Source organism: Actinosynnema sp. NPDC050436, from assembly GCF_040655415.1.
In the GTDB taxonomy this organism is placed as follows: domain Bacteria; phylum Actinomycetota; class Actinomycetes; order Mycobacteriales; family Pseudonocardiaceae; genus Actinosynnema.
In genome coordinates this window covers 23,757-48,318 of sequence record NZ_JBFAJV010000019.1, presented here as the reverse complement: position 1 = coordinate 48,318, position 24,562 = coordinate 23,757, and the positions used below count along the sequence as shown (strand labels likewise).

General features: G+C 72.2%; 25 protein-coding genes. 11 read left to right on the top strand and 14 right to left on the bottom strand.

Features of this window, described 5'->3' with window-relative positions; translation table 11 throughout:
• Positions 1-32: 32 nt before the first annotated feature.
• The 4 genes from AB0I60_RS32835 to AB0I60_RS32820 are packed head-to-tail and all read left to right on the top strand — an operon-like array spanning position 33 to position 3,333.
• Positions 33-887, top strand: a complete 855-nt coding sequence (locus AB0I60_RS32835; protein ID WP_360736837.1) for a ParA family protein — start codon at positions 33-35, stop codon at positions 885-887.
• Positions 884-1,519 carry a LysE family translocator gene (locus AB0I60_RS32830; RefSeq protein ID WP_360736835.1) on the top strand — a complete coding sequence of 212 codons (636 nt, stop codon included), beginning with the start codon at positions 884-886 and terminating at the stop codon, positions 1,517-1,519. The genes AB0I60_RS32835 and AB0I60_RS32830 overlap by 4 nt, the downstream gene beginning before the upstream one ends.
• Positions 1,506-2,300, top strand: coding sequence for a DNA-formamidopyrimidine glycosylase family protein (locus tag AB0I60_RS32825; RefSeq protein ID WP_360736832.1), 795 nt, complete (start codon positions 1,506-1,508; stop codon positions 2,298-2,300). Before AB0I60_RS32830 ends, AB0I60_RS32825 begins: the two co-directional genes overlap by 14 nt.
• 10 nt (positions 2,301-2,310) lie before the next feature.
• The gene (locus AB0I60_RS32820) at positions 2,311-3,333 is read left to right on the top strand and encodes a quinone-dependent dihydroorotate dehydrogenase (RefSeq protein ID WP_360736830.1); all 1,023 of its coding nucleotides are present in this window, start codon (positions 2,311-2,313) and stop codon (positions 3,331-3,333) included.
• 14 nt (positions 3,334-3,347) lie between these two features.
• Here AB0I60_RS32820 and AB0I60_RS32815 read toward each other — a convergent pair whose 3' ends face one another.
• The 7 genes from AB0I60_RS32815 to rimO all read right to left on the bottom strand — a co-directional run bounded on the left by AB0I60_RS32815 (position 3,348) and on the right by rimO (position 9,953).
• Positions 3,348-4,592: a solute carrier family 23 protein gene (locus AB0I60_RS32815; protein ID WP_360736828.1), complete on the bottom strand. Its 1,245-nt coding sequence runs from the start codon at positions 4,590-4,592 to the stop codon at positions 3,348-3,350.
• A gap of 316 nt (positions 4,593-4,908) precedes the next feature.
• Positions 4,909-5,703 carry a hypothetical protein gene (locus AB0I60_RS32810; RefSeq protein ID WP_360736825.1) on the bottom strand — a complete coding sequence of 265 codons (795 nt, stop codon included), beginning with the start codon at positions 5,701-5,703 and terminating at the stop codon, positions 4,909-4,911.
• Between the two features lie 47 nt (positions 5,704-5,750).
• Positions 5,751-6,626: a PspA/IM30 family protein gene (locus AB0I60_RS32805; protein WP_360736823.1), complete on the bottom strand. Its 876-nt coding sequence runs from the start codon at positions 6,624-6,626 to the stop codon at positions 5,751-5,753.
• Positions 6,627-6,943: 317 nt separating this feature from the next.
• Positions 6,944-7,363: a helix-turn-helix transcriptional regulator gene (locus AB0I60_RS32800; RefSeq protein ID WP_360736820.1), complete on the bottom strand. Its 420-nt coding sequence runs from the start codon at positions 7,361-7,363 to the stop codon at positions 6,944-6,946.
• Between the two features lie 156 nt (positions 7,364-7,519).
• Complete coding sequence (locus AB0I60_RS32795) at positions 7,520-8,005, bottom strand: CinA family protein (RefSeq protein ID WP_360736818.1); 486 nt, start codon at positions 8,003-8,005, stop codon at positions 7,520-7,522.
• Positions 8,002-8,586 carry a CDP-diacylglycerol--glycerol-3-phosphate 3-phosphatidyltransferase gene (pgsA, locus tag AB0I60_RS32790; protein WP_360736816.1) on the bottom strand — a complete coding sequence of 195 codons (585 nt, stop codon included), beginning with the start codon at positions 8,584-8,586 and terminating at the stop codon, positions 8,002-8,004. The genes AB0I60_RS32795 and pgsA overlap by 4 nt, the downstream gene beginning before the upstream one ends.
• On the bottom strand, positions 8,583-9,953 hold the full coding sequence (gene rimO, locus AB0I60_RS32785) for a 30S ribosomal protein S12 methylthiotransferase RimO (RefSeq protein WP_360737029.1): 1,371 nt from the start codon (positions 9,951-9,953) through the stop codon (positions 8,583-8,585). The genes pgsA and rimO overlap by 4 nt, the downstream gene beginning before the upstream one ends.
• A gap of 416 nt (positions 9,954-10,369) precedes the next feature.
• On the opposite strand from rimO, the gene AB0I60_RS32780 reads away from it, so the two are divergent.
• The 3 genes from AB0I60_RS32780 (at position 10,370) to AB0I60_RS32770 (ending at position 12,495) form a co-directional block, all read left to right on the top strand.
• Positions 10,370-10,870 (top strand): amino-acid N-acetyltransferase, encoded by a 501-nt coding sequence (locus tag AB0I60_RS32780; RefSeq protein WP_360736814.1) that lies wholly within the window; start codon positions 10,370-10,372, stop codon positions 10,868-10,870.
• Between the two features lie 54 nt (positions 10,871-10,924).
• Positions 10,925-11,767, top strand: a complete 843-nt coding sequence (locus AB0I60_RS32775; protein ID WP_360736811.1) for a MerR family transcriptional regulator — start codon at positions 10,925-10,927, stop codon at positions 11,765-11,767.
• Positions 11,768-12,069: 302 nt separating this feature from the next.
• Positions 12,070-12,495, top strand: a complete 426-nt coding sequence (locus AB0I60_RS32770; RefSeq protein ID WP_360736809.1) for a phospholipase — start codon at positions 12,070-12,072, stop codon at positions 12,493-12,495.
• Positions 12,496-12,513: 18 nt separating this feature from the next.
• Here AB0I60_RS32770 and AB0I60_RS32765 read toward each other — a convergent pair whose 3' ends face one another.
• On the bottom strand, positions 12,514-14,940 hold the full coding sequence (locus AB0I60_RS32765; protein ID WP_360736806.1) for a DNA translocase FtsK: 2,427 nt from the start codon (positions 14,938-14,940) through the stop codon (positions 12,514-12,516).
• Positions 14,941-15,071: 131 nt separating this feature from the next.
• Here AB0I60_RS32765 and AB0I60_RS32760 point away from each other — a divergent pair, with 131 nt between their 5' ends.
• Positions 15,072-15,851 (top strand): lysophospholipid acyltransferase family protein, encoded by a 780-nt coding sequence (locus AB0I60_RS32760; protein ID WP_360736804.1) that lies wholly within the window; start codon positions 15,072-15,074, stop codon positions 15,849-15,851.
• A complete protein-coding gene (locus AB0I60_RS32755; RefSeq protein ID WP_360736802.1) occupies positions 15,848-16,765 on the top strand; it encodes an EamA family transporter in 918 nt (305 codons plus the stop codon). The genes AB0I60_RS32760 and AB0I60_RS32755 overlap by 4 nt, the downstream gene beginning before the upstream one ends.
• A gap of 250 nt (positions 16,766-17,015) precedes the next feature.
• Here the strand turns inward: AB0I60_RS32755 and AB0I60_RS32750 are convergent, their stop codons facing one another.
• The 6 genes from AB0I60_RS32750 to thyX form a co-directional block, all read right to left on the bottom strand.
• Positions 17,016-18,698: a ribonuclease J gene (locus AB0I60_RS32750; protein WP_360736799.1), complete on the bottom strand. Its 1,683-nt coding sequence runs from the start codon at positions 18,696-18,698 to the stop codon at positions 17,016-17,018.
• The gene (dapA, locus tag AB0I60_RS32745) at positions 18,695-19,591 is read right to left on the bottom strand and encodes a 4-hydroxy-tetrahydrodipicolinate synthase (RefSeq protein ID WP_360736796.1); all 897 of its coding nucleotides are present in this window, start codon (positions 19,589-19,591) and stop codon (positions 18,695-18,697) included. Before dapA ends, AB0I60_RS32750 begins: the two co-directional genes overlap by 4 nt.
• Positions 19,592-19,640: 49 nt before the next feature.
• A complete protein-coding gene (locus tag AB0I60_RS32740; protein WP_360736793.1) occupies positions 19,641-20,261 on the bottom strand; it encodes a TIGR03085 family metal-binding protein in 621 nt (206 codons plus the stop codon).
• A gap of 10 nt (positions 20,262-20,271) precedes the next feature.
• Positions 20,272-21,717 (bottom strand): serine/threonine-protein kinase, encoded by a 1,446-nt coding sequence (locus AB0I60_RS32735; RefSeq protein ID WP_360736790.1) that lies wholly within the window; start codon positions 21,715-21,717, stop codon positions 20,272-20,274.
• Between the two features lie 98 nt (positions 21,718-21,815).
• A complete protein-coding gene (locus tag AB0I60_RS32730; protein WP_360736787.1) occupies positions 21,816-22,205 on the bottom strand; it encodes an ACT domain-containing protein in 390 nt (129 codons plus the stop codon).
• A gap of 3 nt (positions 22,206-22,208) precedes the next feature.
• On the bottom strand, positions 22,209-22,961 hold the full coding sequence (gene thyX, locus AB0I60_RS32725) for an FAD-dependent thymidylate synthase (RefSeq protein ID WP_360736785.1): 753 nt from the start codon (positions 22,959-22,961) through the stop codon (positions 22,209-22,211).
• 181 nt (positions 22,962-23,142) lie between these two features.
• On the opposite strand from thyX, the gene AB0I60_RS32720 reads away from it, so the two are divergent.
• Entirely contained in the window at positions 23,143-23,661 is a 519-nt protein-coding gene (locus tag AB0I60_RS32720) for a toxin-antitoxin system HicB family antitoxin (RefSeq protein WP_360736783.1), read from the top strand.
• A 14-nt stretch (positions 23,662-23,675) separates the two neighbouring features.
• On the top strand, positions 23,676-24,560 hold the full coding sequence (locus tag AB0I60_RS32715; protein WP_360736781.1) for a DUF4097 family beta strand repeat-containing protein: 885 nt from the start codon (positions 23,676-23,678) through the stop codon (positions 24,558-24,560).
• The last annotated feature ends 2 nt before the right edge of the window (positions 24,561-24,562 follow it).

The window sequence follows — 24,562 nt, the reverse complement described above, 5'->3', positions numbered from 1 at the left end:
CACTAGAGCCTAGAGACCGTAGGCTGCACCCCGTGCATACGGTGGCGGTGCTCAGCCTTAAGGGTGGCGTAGGGAAGACGACGGTCGCGTTGGGTCTCGCGTCGGCGGCGTTGCGGCGCGGGGTCCGGACGCTGGTCATCGACCTCGATCCGCAGTGCAACGCCACCTCCACGCTGGAACCCGGCGACACCGAGGCGAGCATCTACGACGTGCTCCAGAGCCCCACCGGCGACACCGTGCGGGCGGCGATCGCCCCCAGTGCCTGGGGCGAGGGCGTGGACGTGCTGGCCGGGTCCGAGGATGCCGAGCTGCTCAACCACCCCGACCCGGGCGAGTCCCGCCTCGGCCGGCTGCGCGAGGCCCTGCGCGTGCTCGCGGCCGACCACGACACCGCCGACACCCCCGAGCCCTACCAGCTCGTCCTGCTGGACTGCCCGCCGTCGCTGGGGCAGTTGACCAGGTCGGCGCTGGTGGCGGCGGACCGCGCGCTGCTGGTGACCGAACCGACCATGTTCGCGGTCGCGGGCGTGCAACGGGCGTTCGAGGCGGTGCAGTCCGAGCGTGAGCACAACGCGGACCTGCAACCGCTCGGGGTCGTGGTGAACCGTGTGCGGCCCCGCTCGCACGAGCACCAGTTCCGCATCGACGAGCTGCGGGACATCTTCGGGCCGTTGGTGATGCCTGTCGCGCTGCCGGACCGCTTGGCGGTGCAGCAGGCGCAGGGCGCTTGTATGCCGATCCACGAGTGGGGCACGCCCGGCGCGCGCGAGGTGGCGTTGGCGTTCAACCTGCTGTTGGCGCGGATACTGCGGATCAGCCGCAGCAGGCGGCGTCCGGTGCACGAGGACTTCGACGACGAGGAGATCCAGGAAGCAGTGGAGGCGTGAGCACCACGGCGCTGCTGGCGTTCACGGTCGCCGCGCTGCTCCTGACCATCACGCCCGGCCTGGACACCATGATGTTGTTGCGCATGGTGCTCGGCGGTGGCCGTAAGGCCGGCCTGGTGGGCGGGTTCGGCACAACGCTCGGGTGCGTCGTGTGGGGTGCCGCGAGCATCGCGGGGCTGACGGCGCTGTTGGTCGCCTCCCGCGTCGCCTATGACGTCGTGCGGTACGCGGGCGCTGCCTACCTGCTCTGGCTGGGCGGCTCGGCGTTGTGGAAGTCGTGGCGCGGCGCACGCGCGGAACAGCCCGTCGCAGCGCCCCGGATCACGCCGGCGCAGGCGTTGCGGGTGGGGTTCACCACGAACCTGCTCAACCCCAAGATCGGCGTCTTCTACCTGAGCCTGCTGCCCCAGTTCCTGCCGACGTCCGGCGATTCGACGGTGTGGGCGGCGCTGCTGGTGGGCATCCACGTGGGCATCGGGCAGGTGTGGCAGATCGTCGTCGTGTGGCTCGCGGGCCGTGCGGCGGTGGCGCTGACCACGCCGCGCGTCAAGCGGTGGACGGAGCGCCTCACGGCGTCCGTGCTGGTCGGTTTCGGACTGAAGGTGGCTTTCGACAGCGGTGCCCGAGGGTGACACGGTCTTCCTGACCGGCCGGCGACTGGACGAGGCGCTGGCCGGGCGCACGCTGCTGCGCACGGACTTCCGGCACCCCAGGCTGGCCACCGCCGACCTGGCCGGGCGGGACGTGCTGGAGGTCGCCACTGCCGGCAAGCACATCCTGACCCGGTTCTCCGGAGACCTGACGCTGCGCAGCCACCTCCGGATGGACGGTTCGTGGCACCTCTACCGGCCGGGTGACCGGTGGCGTCGGCCCGGCCACCAGGTCAGGGTCGTGCTGGAGGTGCCCGACCGGGTGGCCGTGGGGTTCGCTCTGCACGACCTGGAGCTGGTGCCGACCGGCGAGGAGTCCCGGCTCGTCGGGCACCTGGGGCCGGACCTGCTGGGGCCGTGGACGGCGGAGGACGAGGCGGAGGCCGTGGCGCGGCTCACCGCCGACCCGAGGCGTGAGGTTGGTCTCGCGCTGCTCGACCAGCGGGTGATGGCGGGCGTGGGCAACGTGTACAAGTCCGAGGTGTGCTTCCTGCTCGGCGTGTCGCCGTGGACGCCGGTGTCCGATGTGGACAGCAAGCGCGCGGTGGCGTTGTCGCGGCGGTTGTTGCTGGCCAACGCCATGAAGCCGGTGCGGAACACCACGGGGCTCATGGGGCGCGGGCAGGAGTCCTGGGTGTACGAGCGCGCGGGGCGGCCGTGCCGGCGGTGCGGGACGCGCATCCGGGTGGGGATGCAGGGCCCGGGGGTCCAGGAGCGCAGTTCGTACTGGTGTCCGCGCTGCCAGCCAGGGCCGATCGCTTAGGGTTGCCGCCGTGGTCTACAAGAGCGTGGTGCGCAAGACGTTGTTCCGGATGCACGGCGGGGACGCGGAGCGCATCCACGAGACCACCTTGCGCGCCATGACGGCGTTGAGCCCGGCGGCGCGGCTCGTGCGGCGTAAGGCCGTCGGTGGGCGCACGGTGTTCGGCGTGCGGTTCCCCAACCCGGTGGGGCTCGCTGCGGGACTGGACAAGAACGGGCGCGCGCTGCCGTCGTGGGCCGCGTTGGGGTTCGGGTTCGTGGAGGTCGGCACGGTCACCCGGCACGCGCAGCCGGGCAACCCCCGGCCGAGGCTGTTCCGCCTGCGCGACAGCGAGGCGATCATCAACCGGATGGGTTTCAACAACGAGGGCGCGCTGCACCTGGCGAACCGCCTCGACCGGCTGGGGCCGCTGGCCGTGCCGCTCGGGATCAGCCTGGGCAAGTCGAAGGTCACGCCGGTCGAGGAGGCCGTGGAGGACTACCAGGCGTCTTTGCGTGCCCTGTACCGGCACGGCGACTACTTCGCGGTGAACATCAGCTCGCCGAACACGCCGGGCCTGCGCAGCCTCCAGGACCGCAAGGCGCTCGCCGAGCTGCTGGCGGCGCTGAACGAGACGTCCGCCGAGCTGGCCGGGGCGTCCCCGCGCACCCCGCTGCTGGTGAAGATCGCGCCCGACCTGACCGACGAGGCGATCGGGGAGCTGCTGGAGGTGTGCGCGGAGCACCAGGTGGCCGGGCTGATCGCCACCAACACCACCCTGTCGAGGGACGGGCTGGCCCCGGCCGACCAGGCGCTCGCGGCCGAGGCCGGCGGGCTGAGCGGTCGACCGCTGGCCGCCCGTGCCCGCGAGGTCGTGCGGTTCGTCAGCCGGGAGACCGACGGGAAGCTGCCGATCATCGGCGTCGGCGGCATCGCGTCCGTGGACGACGCGAAGCGCATGGTGGACGCCGGCGCGAGCCTCCTCCAGCTCTACACGGGCTTCATCTACGAGGGGCCGGGGCTGGTGCACCGGATCGCCCGCTCACTCGCTTAGGTCCTCTCACGCGGTCACGGGCGGCGGGCGGCGCGGAGCCAGCGCATGACCGGGTGCAGGATGACCACCAGCAGCGAGCCCCAGACCAGGCCGCCGAGTTCCATCGGCCCGAGCGTCAACGTCAGGTCACCGACGCCCGCGACCAGCGCTGCGCCGCCCACCAGCGCGTTGCCGGGGTTGGCGAGGTCGACCCGGTTGTCCATCCAGATGCGCACGCCGACCAGCGTGATCAGGCCGAGCAGGACCAGCGTCGCGCCGCCGACCACGCCCGGCGGGATGGTGCCCAGCGCGGCGGTGGCCTTCGGCGAGAACGCGAGCAGGATCGCCATCACCCCGGTCACCGCGTACGCGGCGGTGGAGTACACCTTCGTCACGCCCATCACGCCGATGTTCTCGGAGTAGGTGGTGGTGCCGGGTGCGCCGCCGAAGCCCGCGAGGGTGGTGGACAGGCCGTTGGCGATGATCGAGTCGCCGACGCTGCCGTCCAGGTTGCGCCCGGTGAGGCCGGCGACGGCCTTGACGTGGCCGACGTTCTCCGCGACCAGGACGATCACCACCGGCAGGACCAGGATGGTGACCGACGGGCGCAACTCCGGCGCGTGCAGCAGCGGGAGGCCGAACCAGGCCGCGTCGGCGACCGGCGCGGTGTCCACCAGGCCGAGGACGAAGCCGAGGACCCAGCCCACGACCACGCCGAGCAGCACGGAGAAGCGGAAGAACAGCTTCCGGCCGAGCACCCCGCACAGCAGGATGATGCCCATCGTGACGACGGCGGGCAGGGGCTGCTCGGAGAACGAGGTCGTCGCGCGGTGCGAGAGGTTCAGCCCTATCAGGATGACGACCGCGCCGGTGACCACCGGCGGCATCACCGATTCGAGCAGCCGGACCCCGAGCGCCTTGACCGCGACGCCGATGATGATGACCAGCAGGCCCGCCGCGACGACGCCGCCGAGCTGCGCGGCGATGCCCTCGCTGCGGGCGGCTCCGAGCGGGGCGATGAACGCGAAGGACGCCCCGAGGTAGCTGGGGACGCGGTTGCGCGTGATGACCAGGAACAGCAGCGTGCCGACGCCGGAGAACAGCAGGGTGGTGCCGACGGGCAGGCCGGTGGAGGCGGGGACGAGGATCGCCGCGCCGGCCATCGCGATGAGGTGCTGCGCGCCGAAGCCGATGGTGAGTGGCCAGCTGAGTCGTTCCTGCGGGCTGACCGCGTCACCGTCGGTGGTGCGGCCATCACCGTGCACGGTCCACAACGCCACTCAATGCCCTCCCGGCGACCCAGCCGGACGGCGCTGCCCGACTCAGGGATCCTGCCACGCCATGTAGTGGGCGCGGCCAGATAACGGTCTGATAATCACACGATTGCAGCAAGGAATACCAGACCAACGAGCGCATCGGCGCAGCACGGCTACGCAACGTGAAGTAAGACGCGTTCGTGCGGATGGCCTCAACGCGGCAGCCGACCGGCCTGCTCGTCGAGCAGCGGATTTGCCTCAGCGGCGACTACGCGCTGTCGCACTACGGGTGCGACAGCGCTGCTGGGACACGATGGTGGAACGTCGCCGGGGCGGTCGGTCAGGGAGCTTCCGGCCGGGTCCAGCGCGACAGCTCGCGCAGGGCGGAGGCCAGCCCCGCCAGGTGGTCCGTCGCCTCGCCGAGCAGTTGGCGCGGGTTGCTCGCCGTGCTCTCCGCCAGCGTCCGGCCCGCTGCGGCCACCAGGCCGCAGTAGCCGTCCACGCCCTCGTCGAGCTGGGCCCGCAGGCGGTGGACTCCGTCCACCAGCGGCCCCCGGTCGAGCGGCGGCGCGGTGTCCCGGGCCCGCTCGACCGCCTGCAACTGGTGCGACACCGCCCGGATCGCGCCGGCCGCCTCGGCTCCCGTCGCCCTGGCCTGGGCCACCGAGTCCGCCGGGATCGACGTCAACGCCGCCGAGTCGAGCTGCCGGAGCAGCTCCCGGAGGGTGTCCTCGGCCTCCTCCAGGCGCTCCATCGGCTGCCTGGCCGCCGAGCTGCGCGCGGGCAGCGGGGTGCGGACCGGGGCCTCGGCCAGGTGTTGGCGGGCCGTGTCGATCGCGCGCATCTTGGACTTCGTGCGCACGGCCAGCACCCCCGTGCCGGCCAGGCCGATCGCCGCCACCACCCCCGGCGCGGTCGCCAACACGCCGACCAGGGCCAGGGTGCCGACCACCGCGAGGATGGCCAGGACGATCAGCCAGAAGGTGAGCACCCGGCTCGACCGGCGGTACCGCCGGTCGAGCTTGGCACGCGGGTCGTTCCAGGCGGAGATCCGCCGTTTGACCTGGTCCGCGACCTGACCTTGGAGCCGGGCCTGGACCGCACCGCCGACGAGTTGGGCGATCTCCCCCGCCACCCGGCGACGGGGGTCCGTGCTCGGTCCATCCATCGCGGACCTGCCCCTCAGCCCTGGCTCGCGGGCGGGTTCTGCTGCGGGAGCTGCTGGGTCTGCTGCGGCGTGCTCGCCGCCTGCTGCTGGACGCGCTGCTGGATCTCCTGCTGGATGCTCGCCGCCGCGCTGCCGGGCTTGGCACCCGCGACCTCGCCGGCGACGTTGCCGCCGCGCATGGACGCGCGGATCTGCTCCAGGCGCGACGAGCCGGCCATCTGGGTGGTCGACTGCTGGACCTCCAGCATCCGGCCCTGCACCGAGTTCTGGGCCAGCTCCGCCGAGCCGAGGGCGGTGGTGTACCGCTTCTCGATCTTGTCGCGGACCTCTTCCAGGGACGGCGTGTTGGCCGGCGCGGCCAGCTCGGACATCTGGCGCAGCGACGCGGAGACCTGCTCCTGCATCTTGGCCTGCTCCAGTTGGCTGAGCAGCTTCGTGCGCTCGGCGAGCTTCTGCTGCAGGACCATCGCGTTGCGCTCGACGGCCTGCTTGGCCTGGGTGGCCGCCTGGAGCGACTGGTCGTGCAGGGTCTTGAGGTCCTCGATGCTCTGCTCGGCGGTCACGAGCTGGGTGGCGAACGACGTGGCCGCGTTCTCGAACTCCTGGGCGCGCGCCTCGTCGCCCTTGGCCCGCGCCTCGTCGGCGAGCACGAGCGCCTGGCGTGCGGACGCCTGGAGCTTCTCGACCTCACCGAGCTGCCGGTTGAGCTTCATCTCCAGCTGCCGCTGGTTGCCGATCACCGCGGCGGCCTGCTGCGACAGCGCCTGGTGCTGCCGCTGCGCCTCCTCGATGGCCTGCTGGATCTGCACCTTCGGGTCGGCGTGCTCGTCGATCTTGGACGAAAAAGCCGCCATGAAGTACTTCCACGCCTTCACGAAAGGGTTGGCCATCTCCTACGCCTGCCTTCTCCGCACTATCCCTGGCTCGCGCTCGTGATTGGCAACGACCCGGTGCCGGTGTTGGTTCCATCGTGTCAGTTGTCCCGTGCCGCTTCCACCGACCACGGGAGATCTCCGGGTTCACCCTGAGTCACCCCTGAAACTTCGGTCGGCACGGTCATCCTGCCCGCCCGTCGACCGGGTGGACGCGGCGACCCCGCGCGCGGTTGCCAACTCGTTGCAGTGTGGTGCAGCTCGCAGCGGGGTGGGCTCATGCCAGGAAGCCGAGCCGGACGGACCGGCTCGGCTTCGGACGTCTGCCGCTCGGGCTATGCCGCCACCACGGCGCCGCGCGGTTTGCCGATCGAGGTGGCCAGCCGGTGCGTGAGCATCGGCTGGAGCCGCAGGTCGGACAGGTCGTTGCCGATGACGGCGGGCACGAGCGTGCCCCCTTCGAGGCTCGGCGCGGGCTGGGTGCGCTCGGCGAGCTCGGCCGGGCTGGGCACCGGCTGCTGGACCGCGCCGATGTCCGAGGCGACCAGGTGGAGTAGTTCGAACAGGGGCAGGTCCAACGCCTCGCAGATGGCGGCCAGCAGCTCGCTGGACGCCTCCTTGCGGCCACGCTCCACCTCGGACAGGTACCCCAGGCTGACGCGGGCGGTCCTGGAGACCTCGCGCAGCGTGCGGCGTTGGGTGGTGCGGGCATGGCGGAGCCGATCACCGATCGCCTCGCGTAGCAGCACGGTCATCGCGCGCCTCCTTCCGGCCGGCCGTGCCACCACGTTACCGACCCGTCCCGTCGACGGGCAGTGACTTCCGGACACGTCCGCCCAGGGCGAACGAGCGAACTCGCCGGTAAGTTCCCGGGCGGGCGGCGCGGCGTGACCGGGATTGCCCTGTTCACGTCACCCGATCGGGATCTTGAGCCGATCCAGGAGCAGGTCGAGGGCGGACGCCGCCGCCGCGTGCCGGACCGCGCTCCGATCGCCACCGACAGTGATCGTCCGGACGATCGAACCGGACGGACCGGACAAACCGATGTGGACGGTGCCGGGTGCGACGCCGTCCTGCGGGTCCGGGCCGGCCACCCCGGTCAGACCGAGGCCCCAGGTGGCCCCGCAGCGCGCCCGTGCGCCCTCGGCGAGCTGCCGGGCCACCTCGGGGTGCACTGCTCCGTGCGCGGCCAGCAGGGCGGCTTCCACGCCCGCGAGCGACGTCTTCAGCTCCGTCGCGTAGACGACCAGCCCGCCGCGCAGCACCGCGCTGGCACCCGGCACGGTGGTGATCTCGACCGCGACGAGCCCGGCCGTGAGCGACTCGGCGGTGGCGACCGTCTCGCCGCGCGCCCGCAGCCGGGCGACGACCTCGGCCGCCGTCACGCCGGCCGTCACGTCCCGGCCACCGCGCGCTTGCCGCGCGCCCGCAGCTTGAACGCCCGGATCACGTAGTCGACGCCGGTGACGACGGTCAGCACGACCGCCAGGTACATGCACACCCAGGCCACGACGTGCAGGCCGGTCGGCAGCGGCAGCAGGTACAGGCCGATGGCGAACACCTGGACCAGGGTCTTGGCCTTGCCGCCCCGGCTGGCCGGGATCACGCCGTGCCGGATCACCCAGAACCGCAGGGCGGTGACGCCCAGCTCGCGCACCGCGATCACCAGCGTGATCCACCACGGCAGCTCGCCCAGCACGCTCAGCCCGACCAGCGCCGCCCCGGTGAGCGCCTTGTCCGCGATCGGGTCGGCGATCTTGCCGAAGTCGGTGATCAGGCCGTGCTTGCGGGCCAGGTTGCCGTCCACGTGGTCGGTGACCGACGCGACGGCGAACACCGCGAACGCCGCCAGCCGCCACCACTGGTCGCGGCCGTCCTCGGCGAGCAGCAGGTAGAGGAACACCGGCACGAGCACCAGCCGGGACATCGTCAGCACGTTGGCGATGTTCAGCACCGGCACGCGCGGCGGTTCGGTCACCTCCGGAGCACCTCGATCGCGGTGACGACCAGGTCCACGCCCTCGGCGGCGTCGACCCGGCAGCGCACCAGGTCGCCGACGGACAGCCCCTCGGCGTTGGTGATGACGCACTCGCCGTCGACCTCGGGGGCCTGGTGGCCGGCGCGGCCGACGCAGTCGGTGTCGTCGTCCTCCTCGGACTCGACCAGCACGACCACCTCCTCGCCGACGCGGTCCTCCGCGCGCTGCGAGGTCAGCTCCTCGACCAGGTTGGACAGCCGGGTCACGCGGGCGGCGACGGTGTCGGCGTCGAGCTTGCCGCCCAGGCCCTCGGCCTCGGTGCCGTCCTCGTCGGAGTAGCCGAACACGCCGACCGCGTCGAGGCGGGCCTCGGTGAGGAACCGCTCCAGCTCCGCCACGTCCTCCTCGGTCTCGCCGGGGAAGCCGACGATGACGTTGCTGCGGATGCCGGCGTCCGGCGCGAGGGCGCGGATCTGCTCGACCAGCCCCAGGAACGACTCGGTCGACCCGAACCGGCGCATCCGGCGCAGCACGGGCTCGCTGGAGTGCTGGAAGGACATGTCGAAGTACCGGGCGACGTTCGGCGTGGTGGCGATCGCCCGGACCAGGCTCGGCTTGGTCTCGGCGGGCTGGAGGTAGGAGACGCGGACCCGGTCGACCACCTTGGACAGCCGTTCCAGCAGGTTCTCCAGGCCGCCCAGCTCGCGCGGCAGGTCCTTGGCGTAGGAGGTGGAGTTCTCGCTGACCAGGAACACCTCCCGGACGCCCTGCTCGGCCAGCCACACCGCCTCGGCCACGATCTCGTCGGGGTGGCGGGAGACGAACGCGCCCCGGAAGCTCGGGATCGCGCAGAACGAGCAGCGGCGGTCGCAGCCGGAAGCGATCTTCAACGGCGCGACCGGGGTGTCCTCCAGGCGGGTGCGCAGCACGCGCGGCCCCCACCCGTGACCGGGCACCTGCACGTCGGCGACGGCCTGCGGGCGCTGCACGGGCGTGAGCGGCAGCAGGGTGCGGCGGTCGACCGGCTTGTGCGACTCGACGGCCTGACCCGCGAGCACGTCGTCCAGCCGGTCGCCGAGCTTCTCGTAGTGGTCGAACCCGAGCACCGCGTCGGCCTCGGGGAGGCTGTCGGCCAGCTCGGCGCCGTACCGCTCGGCCATGCAGCCGACCGCGACCACCTTGGCCCCGGAGTCGGAGGCGGCGAGCAGCGTGTCGACGGAGTCCTTCTTGGCGGACTCGACGAAGCCGCACGTGTTGACCACGATCACGTCGGCGTCGCCGTCCACCAGCTCCCAGCCGCTCGCGGTGAGCCGGCCGGCCAGCTCCTCGGAGTCGACCTCGTTGCGGGCGCACCCGAGGGTCAGCATGGAGACGCGCTTGGACGTGGTGGGGGAAGACACGGTGCTCAGCGTAACCGGCGTGCGGGGCGTGCCCCGACATCAGCGGGGGGTGCCGGCCCGCGCGGTCGCGGCGCCCGCGCCCGGAATCGGGCGGCACCGACAATTCCCGACCGGCCGGGGGCGGCGTTTACCGGGTCACCCCACCGCTCCGGCCGCGTTCGCCGAGGCGACCGTTTCCGCCGATGGCCGAAAACGCGCTGCCGTGCCTGCCGGTCGGGACCACCGCATCGACGGCCGATGATGTCGCAGGTCACAGCGATGCGCCGTGCCGGGCACCAGGCGTCGGGGTAAAGCGCGGACCATGCTCCGGGAAACCTGTCACGCGCTATTACCGATAGCCGCGTCACCTTTCGCCGGAGCACAGGTGCGATAAAGTTCGGCCGGTGAACGACCCGATCAACGTCCGGCGGGCCCGGACCGGTGATGTGCGGGCCATGAAGGCCCTCATCGACCACTACGCGGGGCAGGTGCTGCTGGCCAAGCCGCTGGTCACGTTGTTCGAGGACATCCAGGAGTTCTGGGTGGCCGAGGAGGGCGGCGTGGTGCTGGGGTGCGGTGCGCTGCACGTGTTGTGGGAGGACCTCGCCGAGATCCGCACGGTCGCCGTGTCGCCGCAGGCGCTCGGGCGCGGGATCGGGCACCGGCTGGTGCAGCGGCTGGTGGCGACCGCGCGAGAACTCCAACTGTCCCGGGTCTTCGTGCTGACGTTCGAGACGTCCTTCTTCGGCCGGCACGGGTTCGTGGAGATCGACGGGACGCCGGTCTCGCCCGAGGTCTACGAGGAGATCATGCGGTCGGCCGACGAGGGGGTCGCCGAATTCCTCGACCTGTCCTACGTGAAGCCGAACACGCTGGGCAACTCGAGGATGCTGCTTCACCTCTGACTATTCGAGCAATAACTCGAATAGTCTTGACTCCACCATCTGCCGCGCACGAGGATGGGGGTCGTGGAGCAGTTGACGGTCGATGAACTCGCCGTCCGGGTGGGCGTGCCGGGCAGCACGATCCGCATGTACCAGACCAAGGGCGTGCTGCACCCGCCCAAGCGGCAGGGGCGGCAGGCGTTCTACGACGAGACCCACATCGAGCGGCTCACCCTCGTGCAGCGGCTCCAGGCCCGGGGGTTCTCGCTGCCCGCGATCGCCGAGCTGGTCAAGGCCCGCGAGGAGGGCGCGACCGTCGCCGCCGTGCTCGGCGTCGGGGACACCGAGGGGCCCGACGACTGGGTCCGCGTCCGGGTGCGGGACATCAGGCGGCTGGTGCCCATGGGCGACGTCCGCCCCAAGGTGCTGCGGCGGGCCATCCAGCTCGGGTTGGTGCGCTGGCGGCGCGGCTGGCCGCACACCCGGCGCTGGGCGCTCGAAGCCGGCAACCGGCTCGCGGTGCTGACCGTGCCCGCCGACGACGTGCTGGCCAAGTTCTCGAACCTGCGCACCGCCACGGACGGCATCGCCGCCGACTTCGTCGAGATCTTCGAGCGCCGGCTGTGGCCGCAGCTCGCGGACCAGTCCGAGCAGGACGACCAGCTCGACCGGATCCGGGCGCTGCTGGTGGAGCTGACCTACACGGCCGAGACGGTCGTCGTCGGCACGCTGCGCGAGTCCATCCGGGAGGCCGCCGAGGAGTTCGCCCGCCGCCACGGCCTGCTGCCCGGCGGGGACTTCCACCCGAGGTGGGCCGAGGAACCGCTGCCCATCGCCGAACGTCTCATCGACAACGAGACCGAGATCCCGGACGAGCCCGCGATCCGGCGGTTCCTCGACCAGGGCGACGACTCCTAGCGCCCAGACCAGTCCGTGCCCGGACGCCGACCGCGTCCCGGGTGATCGAGCCGGTGCGGAGGGGTACGGCTCGCCCACCCGGGGCGCCGCGCCCCGGGACGCCCGCGCCCGGCGGGTCGCGCGTGGTCCGCCGGGCACGCGGACCGGCGCTGGTCAGGACCGGTCACGAACCTCCGGGACCCCGTAGCGGTACTGCGACGTTCACCCGTTGTTGCCGTGCCGGGAGCCCGCCGGGTCTGTCGGAAGTCACCGGCGACTCGGTATGAACCTCCTCACGCCCGTTCGACCGAGGGGGAACCACCGTGACATCCCTGCGCACCGCGTTCGCCGTCGTCCTCACGTCGCTCGCCCTGCTGGGCGGCGCGAACACCGCCCAGGCCGCGATCAACGCGCCCGCCGTGACCGACGACTACCTGTTCTCCAAGTCCCTGTCCCAGTTCAGCGCGATCAAGGCGACCGCGCCGCACGCGAGCCAGCTCGACTGGTCGTCGGACGGCTGCTCGTGGTCGCCCGACAACCCGTTCGGCTTCAAGTTCCTGCCCGCGTGCCACCGGCACGACTTCGGCTACCGCAACTACAAGCGGCAGGGCCGGTTCACCGAGACCACCCGGCTGAAGATCGACAACAAGTTCAAGTCCGACCTCTACGGCCAGTGCGCGGGCAACTGGTCCTGCAACCGGACCGCCGACCTGTACTACAAGGCGGTCCGCGAGTTCGGCGCGAGCTGAGCCACCCGCCGGAGCGGCTCAGCCCTCGTCGTCGGGGGCCGAGCCGCCCCGGATCAGGTACACCACCGAGTCCAGCTCGTCCGGCTTGATCAGCACCTCGCGGGCCTTCGAGCCCTCGGACGGGCCGACCACGCCGCGCGTCTCCAGCAGGTCCATCAGCCGGCCCGCCTTGGCGAACCCGACCCGCAGCTTGCGCTGGAGCATCGACGTCGAGCCGAACTGCGAGGTGACGATCAGCTCCGCCGCCTGCAACAGCAGTTCCAGGTCGTCGCCGATGTCGGCGTCGATCTCCTTCTTCTCGCCCGCCTTCGCCGCGGTGACGCCGTCGGTGTACTCCGGCTGCGCCTGGTCCTTGGTGAAGTTGACGATCTCGGCGATCTCCTCGTCGCCGACGAACGCGCCCTGCACGCGCACCGGTTTCGACGCGCCCATCGGCAGGTAGAGCCCGTCGCCCATGCCGATCAGCTTCTCCGCGCCCGGCTGGTCCAGGATGACCCGCGAGTCGGTCAGCGACGACGTGGCGAACGCCAGCCGCGACGGCACGTTCGTCTTGATCAGGCCGGTCACCACGTCCACCGAGGGCCGCTGGGTGGCCAGCACCAGGTGGATGCCCGCCGCGCGCGCCTTCTGGGTGATCCGGACGATGGCGTCCTCGACGTCGCGCGGCGCGGTCATCATCAGGTCGGCCAGCTCGTCCACGATCGCCATGATGTAGGGGTAGGGCCGGTACTCGCGCTCGCTGCCGGGCGGCGCGGTGATCTCGCCGGACTTCACCTTGCGGTTGAAGTCGTCGATGTGGCGCACCCGGTTGACCTGCATGTCCTGGTAGCGCTGCTCCATCTCCTCGACCAGCCAGGCGAGCGCGGCGGCGGCCTTCTTCGGCTGGGTGATGATGGGCGTGATCAGGTGCGGGATGCCCTCGTACGGGGTCAGCTCGACCATCTTCGGGTCGATCAGGATCATCCGGACCTCGTCCGGGGTGGCCCGCGCCAGCAGCGACACCAGCATCGAGTTCACGAAGCTCGACTTGCCCGAACCGGTGGAGCCCGCGACCAGCAGGTGCGGCATCTTGGTCAGGTTCGCGGTGACGAAGTGGCCCTCGATGTCCTTGCCCAGCCCGATGACCATCGGGTGGTTGTCCTTGACCGTGGACGGCGAGCGCAGCACGTCGCCCAGCCGCACCATCTCCCGGTCGCTGTTGGGCACCTCGATGCCCACCGCCGACTTGCCGGGGATCGGTGCGAGCAGCCGCACGTTGTCGGTGGCGACGGCGTAGGCGATGTTCTTGGTCAGCGCGGTGATCTTCTCGACCTTCACGCCGGGGCCGAGCTCCACCTCGTACCGGGTGACCGTGGGGCCCCGGGTGAACCCGGTGACCTGGGCGTCGATCGAGAACTGGTCGAGGACGCCGGTGATCGCCTCGATCATCTGGTCGTTGGCCTTGCTGCGGGCCTTCGGCGCGTCGCCGTCCTTGAGGATGGTCGGCGGCGGCAGCTTGTAGTCGCCCTCGACGGCCCGCACCGCCATGTCGGGCCTGGGCTTCTCGGCCGGTTCGGCGGCCTTCGGCTTCGGCGCGGCGCGCGGCGCGGGTGCCGGTGGCGGCGGCTCCTCGTCCAGCGGCAGCTCCGGCTGCTCCTCGGCCGCTGCGGCCTGCCTGCGCCGGGAGGGCCGGCGCAGCTTGGCGGGCTTCGGCTCCTCCTCCACGTCGTCGTCCTCGCGGCCGAAGCCCTCCAACTGGTCTTCGGTGCGCCGGCCCTGCAACAGCGACCCGAGCTTCGCGGGCACGTCCCGGACCGGCAGGTGCGCCAGCACCAGCAGGCCGTAGCCGAAGATCAGCACCAGCAGCGGGCCCGCGACCCACGGGGTGAGGCCCTGCGCGAGGAACCCGCCCGCCAGGTAGCCCAGTGCGCCGCCCGCCGAGCGCCGCTCCACCGCGTCGGTCGGCAGACCGCCGATCAGGTGGAACATGCCGAGGAACCCGACGGTGACCAGCACGCCGCCGATCACCAGGCGGGGCCGGGCCTCCTGGTTCGGGTCGGTCCGCATCAGCGTGATGCCGACGCCCAGCAGCACCAGCGGCAGGATCAGCGCGGGCGTGCCCACCGAGCTGCGCACCGCCACGTCGACCCACTGCCCGATCGGGCCGCCCGCCTGCCACCACACGCCCGCGCCGGTGATCACCGCGAGCGCGATCAGCACCAGGCCGAGGCCGTCGCGGCGGTGCGCCGGGTCCAGTTCCTTGCCCCGGCCGACCGCCCGCACCACACCGCCGACACCCCGGCCGAGCAGGCCCCACGCCTTGCCGACGGAGCCCGACTTCTTCCTGGCGGCGGGCCTCGACGCCGCCCGCGACCTGGGTTTGGCCGCGGCAGCCCGTGGCTTCGACCCGGATCTGGAGCCACGGGTCGTGCCCTTGCCGCGCGAGGTTCCGGTTCGGCCAGCCATGGTGTATACGGTAGTCCCTGGAGTCCCACCAGCCACAACGTTCACGCGGGACGTGACGTGCGGCGCTCGACAGCCATAGTTGCCCCGTTCCGGTCCCGCTCACACCTCGACACGCCGTAGCCTTCCCCGCTGTGTCCACACCACTGCTGTGGCGCGTGCTGACCACCGTCGACCGCGGGTTCGTCGGTCTCAGCGGCCGTCTCAAGGTCACCGGCGACATCCCGTCGCACCTCAAGGGCCGTCCGCTGCTGCTCGCGTCCAACCACATCGGCAACCTCGACCCGTTCGTGCTCATCGCGGCGTGCCACAAGATCGGCGTCGCGCCGCGCTTCCTGCTCGCGGGCGGGCTGCTCGACGCGCCGGTCATGGGTCCCGCGCTGAAGGCGTCCGGGCACCTGCGGGTGGACCGGGCGTCCGCCTCGGTCGGCGAGGCGTACCACCGGGCCGTCGAGGCGCTGCGGGCGAGCGGCGACCCGCTGGCCGTGTACCCGGAGGGCGGGATCAGCAAGGACCCCGGCCTGTGGCCCGAGCGCGGCAAGACCGGCGCGGCGCGGCTCGCGCTCAGCGGCCGGGTGCCGGTGGTGCCGGTCAGCCAGTGGGGCGCCCACGAGGCCGTGCACTGGGGCAACACCCGGGTCGACGGCTGGGCGGACCTCAAGCCCTACCTCACCTCGTACGCGCGCGGCGTGCTCCGGCGGCCCACGTTCCAGGTGCACTTCGGCACGCCCGTCGACCTGGCCGACCTGGAGGACGGGCGTCCCGGCGACGCGCGGCGCGCGCACGAGCGGATCATGCGCGCCATCACGGCCGGGCTGGTGCCGTTGCGGGCCGACGAGCCGGACCGCCCGAGGTTCCACGACCCGACCCGGCCCACCACGGGGCACAGCCCGTGGCGCCCGGAAGCCGCTTGAGCACCAGGGGTCTGGCGCTCGCGCTGCTGTCGTCGCTGACGTTCGGAGCGTCCGGTGTGCTGGCGAAGCCCGTGATGGGGGTCGGGGTCACCCCGGTGCAGGTGACCAGCGTGCGGATCGGCCTGGCGGCGGTGCTGCTGGTCGGGTTCGTGGCGGTGGCCCGGCCCCGCGCGCTGCGGTTCGGCCGCCGCGACTGGTGGCTGCCGGTCGGCTTCGGGCTGTTCGGGGTGATCGGCGCACCGCTGCTGTTCTTCGTGGCGGCGGCGCGCATCCCGGTCGGCATCGCGATGCTGCTGGAGTTCACCGCGCCGCTGCTGGTCGCGCTGTGGGTGCGGTTCGCGCGCGGGACCCGGCTGGCGGGTGCGGTGTGGTGGGGCATGGCGGTGGCGCTGGCCGGTCTCGGCGTGGTCGGCGAGGTGTGGCGGACGCTCCAGCTCGACACGGTGGGCGTGCTGGCCGGGCTGGGGTCGGCGGTGTGCACGGCGGCGTACTACCTGCTGGGCGAGAAGGCCGCCGGCGAGCACGACCCGCTCGGCGTCCTGGCGGTGGGGATGCTGGTCGGCGCGGTGGTGCTGGCGGTGGTGAGCCCGCCGTGGCTGATCCCGGCGGGCCGGGGCACCGACCTCGGACCGGTGTGGGTGCTGGTGCTGTGCCTGGCCTTCTTCGCCACCGCCGTGTCCTACCTGACCGGGATCTTCTCGCTGCGGCACCTGCCGTCGTCGGCGGCCAGCGTGTTCGGGCTGCTGGAGCCGGTGGTGGCGACCGGGCTGGCGTGGTGGCTGCTCGGCGAGCGGCTGACCGCCGTGCAGGTCGCGGGGGCGGTGGTGCTGCTGGCCGGCGCGACCGTCGTCCAGGTGGCGAGCAGCCGCGCCGCGCCCGTGGTGGAGCCGCTGCCCACGACTTCAGGTCGGTGACGGAGGCACTCCACGCGTTGGCGGAGAACCGGGTCGTCCCACCGGCGCGGTGCTCGGTGGCCCGCACGACCGCGCCGGCCACCACGGGCGCGCCTCGACGTACTCGATGCCCGGGCTTCCTCGGAATCCGGCATCTCCAGGTGGTTGATCTTCGGCCGCCTGGACCCGCCGGGAGCGCGTTGCCCGCCTTCGGGGTGGGCAGCCGCAGTCACGTCCGGGCCCGGCCGGTCCGGCCGGGCCCGTGCGGCGGCTAGTTCACCGGGATGATCGTCGGCACGATCATCGGGCGGCGGCGGTAGGTCTCGGCCACCCAGCGGCCCACCACGCGGCGGACGGCCTGGGCGATGCGGTGCGAGTCGGTGATGCCCTCCACCTCGGTGCGGGACAGCTCCATCTCCACCAGGGAGATCGCCTGGTCCAGCGCCTTCGGGTCGTCCGAGAAGCCCCGGCCGGACACCGTGGGCGGGGCCACCGCGCGGCCCGAGCCGGAGTCGATCGCCACCGTGATGGCGATGAAGCCGCCCTCGCCGAGCACCAGGCGGTCGGACAGGGTCGACTCGCCGACGTCGCCGACCGAGAGGCCGTCGACGTAGACGTGCCCGACCTCGACCTTGCCGCTGATCGCCGCCTTGCCGTCGACCAGGTCCACGACCACGCCGTCCTCGGCGATCACGACGCGCTCCTCCGCCACGCCCGTGGCCACGGCCAGCGCGGCGTTGGCGCGCAGGTGCCGCCACTCGCCGTGCACCGGCATGACGTTGGACGGCCGGACCGCGTTGTAGAGGAACAGCAGCTCGCCGGCCGGGGAGTGGCCGGAGACGTGCACCTTGGCGTTGCCCTGGTGGATGACCGTCGCACCCAGCCGGGCCAGGCCGTTGACCACGCCGAACACCGCGTTCTCGTTGCCCGGGATGAGCGAGCTGGCCAGCACGATCGTGTCGCCCGCCTGGATGGAGATCTGGCGGTGCTCGCCGCGCGCCATCCGGGACAGCGCCGACAGCGGCTCGCCCTGCGAGCCGGTCGAGACGAACAGCACCTCGTTCTCCGGCATGTCCATGGCCTCGTTGAGGTCCACGAACAGGCCGTCCGGCACGTGCAGGAAGCCCAGCTCGGCGGCGATGCCCATGTTGCGCACCATCGACCGGCCGACCAGCGCCACCCGGCGCTTGTACTGCACGGCCACGTCGAGCACCTGCTGCACGCGGTGCACGTGCGAGGCGAAGCAGGCCACGATCACCCGCTGGTTGGCCTTGCGGATGACGTTGTCCAGCACCGGCCCGATCTCCCGCTCCGGTGCCACGAAACCGGGCACCTCGGCGTTGGTGGAGTCGACCAGGAACAGGTCCACGCCCTCGTCGCCCAGCCGGGAGAAGCCGGCCAGGTCGGTCAGCCGGCCGTCCAGCGGGAGCTGGTCGAGCTTGATGTCGCCGGTGTGCAGCACCAGGCCGGCGGCGGTGCGGATGGCGACCGCGACCGCGTCCGGGATCGAGTGGTTGACCGCGAAGAACTCCAGCTCGTACGGGCCGAACGCGCGGCGCTCGCCGTCCGAGATCTCCACCAGGGTGGGGTGCTGCCGGTGTTCCTTGCACTTGGCCGCGAGCAGCGCGAGCGTGAACCGCGAGCCGACGACGGGCAGGTCCGGGCGCAGCTTGAGCAGGAACGGCACCGCGCCGATGTGGTCCTCGTGGCCGTGCGTCAGGACCAGCGCGTCGATGTCGTCCAGCCGGTCCTCGATGGCCCGGAAGTCCGGCAGGATCAGGTCCACGCCGGGCTGGTCGTCCTCGGGGAAGAGCACGCCGCAGTCCACGACCAGCAGGCGGCCGGCGTGCTCGAACACGGTCATGTTGCGGCCGACCTCGCCGATCCCTCCCAGTGCGACGACGCGCAGACCTCCGTCGGGCAGTGCGGGCGGGGGTGAGCTCGGGTTGATCACGCGTTGACTCCCAGTTCGGCCGTGATGGCCTCGATGTCCTCGGTTGACGCCGGTACCAGGGGCAGCCTCGGCTCGCCCGCGTCCACGCCCCTCAGGCGCAGCGCGGCCTTCGTGTAGACGACTCCCGGCATCCGGTTGAACGGCCGCAGCAGCGGCAGCAAATCGTGGTGGATCGCGGTCGCGCGGGCCACCTCGCCCGCCTCGAACGCGTCGAGCAGCTCGCGCAGGCGGTCGCCGGCGAGGTGCGAGATGACGCTGACGAAACCGACCGCGCCCACCGACAGCCAGGGCAGGTTCAGCGGGTCGTCGCCGGAGTAGTAGGCCAGGTCGGTGGCCGCGATGACCTTGCTCCCGGCGAGCAGGTCGCCCTTGGCGTCCTTCACCGCGAGGATACGCGGGTGCTCGGCCAGCCGCAGCAGGGTGTCGACTTCGATCGGGACGACCGTGCGCGGCGGGATGTCGTAGAGCATCACCGGCAGGCCCACGACGTCGGCGACGGCGCGGAAGTGCGCCTCGACGCCGGCCTGCGACGGCCGCGAGTAGTACGGGGTGACCAGCAGCAGGCCGTGCGCGCCGGCGGCCTCCGCCTGCTGCGACAGGTGCACGCTGTGCGCGGTGTCGTACGTGCCGGCACCGCTGACCACGGTCGCGCGGTCGCCCACGGCCTCCACCACGGCGCGGATCAGGTCCGCCTTCTCCGCGTCCGTCGTGGTCGGGCTCTCCCCCGTCGTCCCGTTCACCACCAGACCGTCGCTGCCCCGCTCGACCAGGTGCTTCGCGAGGTGCTGCGCCTTGTCCAGGTCCACCGCCCCGGAGGCGTCGAACGGGGTCACCATGGCGGTGAGCACGCGGCCGAAAGGGCGGCCCGGCGAAGCGGTAGGGCATCCGGTCATGGCCAAACGCTACCGCCTGACCTGCGCGCGGTCCGTGATGGGCCGGTGTTCACAGACTCCGGTTCACGGTTTTCACAGCGGCGACGGCGTCCGGGTCGCCGTCGAATTCCACCTCGGCGCGCTCCCGGCCGAACGCGTGCATCAGCAGTTCCGAGACCTGGCCGGTCAGCACGACGGGGTCGGGCCCCGCCTTCGCGGTGACCGCCTCGCCGTCGGGGCGGCGCAGCACCACGCCGACCGGGCTGGACCGGTAGGTGAGCTTGCCGGCGCGGCGCAGCCCGTTCCACAGCACGTCGTCCCGCCGGGGGTCGGGCGAGCGGGGCCGCCAGCCGTCCGAGGCGCGGCGCACGTCCTCGTGGTGCACGAAGAACTCGACGCTGTTGACCAGCTCGTCCAGCAGCGCGTACGGCGACCACTTCGGCGGGCCGGTGCGCACCAGTGCGACCAGTTCGTCCCACGGCTTGGCCGCGTAGGTGTCCTGCACCTTCCGGGTGTGCGCGGCCAGCGGCTTGACCAGGATGCCCACGGCCGCGTCGAGGCGGCGTTCGCGCAGCACGAGGTGCGCGGCCAGGTCTCTGGTGCGCCACGGGTCGCACAGGGTCGGCGCGTCCGGCCCGACCTCGGCGAACAGCTCGGTCAACAGCCTGCGTTCGTCCTGCGCGACACCCATGGCACCCAGGTTACTTCTCCGCGTAGACCTGCCGGTTGAGCAGCGCCCGGTCCTTGTTCCACAGCACGCAGGTGATCTCGCGGGTGCCCTTGGACGCGGAGTAGGACTCCTTCCACTCCGCAGCGGTCGGCACCACGGCCGCGTAGCGCAGCTTGGTGTTCTTGTCCTGGAGCGGGACGCGCGCGGAGCCGAAAACCAACGTGCAGTAGTCCTCGGCGAACGCTTTCAGGTTCTCGTCACCCGGGTAGGGGACGGAGGCCAGCGACCCGAACGCGTCGGCCTGCGCGTACACCTCGATGTTGTGCTCGCCGTCGCAGTCGGCGCTGCCCACCCGGACCGAGTCGGCCAGGAAGTTGTCGCCGCACTGGTTGGCGCTGAGCTTGAAGTCGGGGAGCTGCCCGCCGCCGCCGAACGTGATGGTCTCCGCCATCGCGGCGGGCGGCTTGTCGCTGAACAGCCACCGGTCGACCAGGATGCCGCCGAGGAAGAACGCCACGGCCGCGACCGCGACGCCGACCGCGAGCAGGTTGCGCAGCCACGGCTTGCGGGGCGCGCGCAGGGCCTGCTGGGGCTGGTAGTGCACGGTCGGGTTGGGGCCGGTGAAGCCCTGCGGCGGGGTCGGCTGGGCGATCGCGCGCTCCAGCATGGCGCGGGCCTGCGGGCCGGTCAGCCGGGCGTTCGGGTCGGGCATCATCAGGCCGGTGATGACCGCGCCCAGCACGCCGTGCGCCCTGGTCAGCCGGGGCATCTCGTTCATGATGGCGTGCAGCGTGGACGCCGTGGTGGACCGCTCGTAGGGGTTGGCGCCCTCGACCGCGTAGCAGAGCGTCGCGCCCAGCGCCCACAGGTCGGAGGCCGGCGACGCCTCGTGGCCGTGGATGCGCTCGGGCGACATGTAGGCGGGCGAGCCGATGAGGCTGCCGCTGGTGGTCAGCCTGGGGTCGTCCATCGCCTGGGCGATGCCGAAGTCGGTCAGCTTCACCCGGCCGTTCGGCTGGACCATCAGGTTGCCCGGCTTCACGTCCCGGTGCACGATCCCCGCCTGGTGGGCGGTGTCGAGCGCGGACAGCGCCTGCACCGCGATCGGGATCACCCGGTCCTGCGGCAGCGGGCCGCCCTGGGCGACGATCGTGGACAGCGTGGCCGCCTCGACCAGCTCCATCACGATGTAGGTCGTGCCGTGCTCGGCGACCACGTCGAAGACGGTGACCACGCCGGGGTCGTTGAGCCGGCCGGCGGTGCGCGCCTCGCGCAGCACCCGCTCCTCCAGCACCCGCCGCTCCTCGTGCGCGATGCCGTCGGGCAGGTGCAGCTCTTTGATGGCGACTTGGCGCCCGATCACGTTGTCCTGAGCGCGCCACACGACGCCCATGCCGCCTCGGCCGAGTTCGCCGAGCAACGCGTACCTGCCCGCGATCACCCTCGGTTGGGTGTTGACGCCTTGTGGACCTGTCACCGTTCGTACTCCCTCGACCCTGGACGGGCGAACGCTACTTCAGACCACAGAGGACGCCGCCCGGTTTCACGGATTCGTGATCGGGTTGGTCGCGCCGGTCACGCGGGCAGGTGCACCTCGTGACCGGACGAGCGCAGCGCGGTGACCGCGCGGCCCAGGTCCGAGCCCTTCACCAGCAGGTGGTCGGTGTCGTAGGTGGACAGTGCGAACAGGCTCACGCCCGCCGCCGCCAGCTCGCCGGACAGGGCCGCCATGATGCCGGTGAGCGTGAACTCCAGCGGTCCCCGCACGGTGAGCAGCCGCCACCCGGCCTGGAGCTGCCCGGTCGTCGGGGCGTGCTCGCTGGGGCAGACGACGGACAGCTCGTCGGGCGTCCGGGTGACCGAGACCAGCGCGTGGTCCAGCAGGCCGGCCGGGACCGGCGCGTCGGCGGCGAGCCGGGCGACCGCGTACTCCCCCGGCCGGACGTCGACGATCAGTCGCTTCACGCGCTACCCCTCGGTGACCAGCGGGCTGGAGGCGATCTCGGTGCCGTCGGGCAGCGTCGAGACGGCGAAGTCGGCGAAGGCGTTGCCGGCGGCCTTCTGGAGCTGGCGCAGGCACTCCACGGCCAGGGCGCGGATCTCCACGTCGGCGGCCTCGGTGGCGCGCATGGCGATGAAGTGCCGCCACGCGCGGTAGTTGCCCGTCACCACGATCCGGGTCTCGGTGGCGTTGGGCAGGATCGCGCGGGCCGCCTGGCGGGCCTGCTTGCGGCGCAGGGTGGCGCTGGGGACGTCGGAGAACTTCCGCTCCAGCCCCTTGAGCAGTTCGTCGTAGGTGTCGACGCTCGCCTGCGCGGCCTTGAGGAACAGCTCGTGCAGCTCGGGGTCCTCGGCGATGACGGCCGGCTCGACCACGGCGGCGTCGCGCTCGGGCACGTACCGCTGGGAGAGCTGCGAGTAGGAGAAGTGCCGGTGCCGGATCAGCTCGTGGGTGAGCGAGCGGGAGATGCCGGTCAGGTAGAAGGTGACCGTGCCGTGCTCCAGGACGGACAGGTGGCCGACCTCGATGATGTGCTTGAGGTAGCCGGAGTTGGTGGCCGTCGCCGGGTTGGGCTTGGTCCACGACTGGTAGCAGGCCCGGCCCGCGAACTCGGCGAGCGCTTCACCGCCGTCCGCGTCGGTGCTCCACGGGACGTCGTCCGGGGGGATGAACTCCGTCTTCGCTATCAACTGCACCTTTGGCGACGCGGTCTCGGCCATGGTCGAAACCCTAACCGATCGGCTGTTCGGCCCACCTGATCGCGCCGGCCGTTGGACCGGCTGCCGGTGAGGGCGTTCGGCCGGGATGTCCCGTGGTCGACATCTCCGGGTCGGCGGGCTGCGTCACCTTGGTGTCGAATCGATGGTTGCGTGATGTCAGAAGTGACGCCATAGTGGTGTCATGGATCTGTCGCCGTACATCTCCCAGCTGCGCGAGGACCTGGCCACGGCCGCGTCCGCCGGGGACGAGGACACCCGGCGCACCGCTGCCGTCCTGTCCGCCGCGCTGGAGCCCGCCGTCCGGCTGGCCCTCATGAACGCGCTGTCCGACCTGGCCTCCGAGGTGACCGCCGCGCTCGACGGCCCCGTCGTCGACGTCCGGCTGGACGGCCGGGACGTGCGGGTGGTCGTCTCCGGCTCGTCGCCCACCCGGGAAGAGCACGAACCGGAGCCCCGGGAAGTTCCCCGGCCCACCGCCGGCAGCGAGGCCACCCGCATCACGCTGCGGCTGCTGGACGAGCTGAAGTCGAAGGCCGAGCAGGCCGCGGCGTCCCAGGGCATGTCGTTGAACACGTTCGTCGCCCAGGCCGTACAGGGCGCGGTGGGCGGACGCCGGGGCCACCACAAGGGCCACCGGCAGGAGTCCGGTCCGAAGCCGCCCGAGGACGGCTCCCGCGTCAGCGGCTGGGTCCGGGGTTGAGGGAGGGGGACGTCGTGGAGTCCGATGTCGTGCGGCAGCAGAGCTTCGAGGCCGAGGGCGTGGTGGAGGTCGACGTCGCGCTGATCTCGGGGCAGGTCCGGGTGCACCTGGTGGACGAGCCGGGCGTGCACGTCGAGGTCCGGCACGAGCCGTCGCTCGGGGAGAGCTGGACGGCCGGCCTGAACACCCTGCTGGGCTGGGTCAACGACCAGTTCGGGTCGAACCGGGGGCAGCCCCCGGGCCCGTCCGAGGCGGTGCGCGACGCCCGCCTGGAACTGGTCGGGCAGCGGCTGCGGGTGCGGTCGTCGGACTCGCCGGCGCTGCGCGCGGTGCCGCTGGGCGTGGTGGTGCGCGCGCCGAGCGGTTCGCACGTCACCGCCAAGACCGGCGGGGCCGAGATCACCGTGACCGGTGCGGCGGGCAGGCTCGACCTCAAGACCGGGACCGGTGACATCAGCGCGGAGCGCGCCGACTCGCCGGCGCAGGTGGCCTCGGCGTCCGGCAAGGTCCGGATGGGGCCGATGCCGGGCGGGCTGCGGGCCAAGACCGGTCGCGGCGACATCGAGGTGTCGTCGGTCGGCGGGGACACCGTGCTGGTCACCGGCACGGGCGACGTCTGGTTGGGCGCGGTGCACGGCGACGTGGAGGTGCGCACCGGCAGCGGTGACGTGACGGTCGCCGATGCCGCCGCCGGCCGGATCCGGATGGGCACCGGTTCCGGCGACGTGCGGGTCGGGGTGCGACCGGGGGTGTCCGCGAAGGTCGACCTGGTGTCCTCCTCGGGGTCGGCCCGCAGCGACCTGGAGGTGTCGCACACACCGCCGGAGTCCGAGCCGGCCCTGGTCGTGACGGGGCGGACCGCCGGCGGCGACGCGCTCGTGACGACCTCCACCAGCTGACC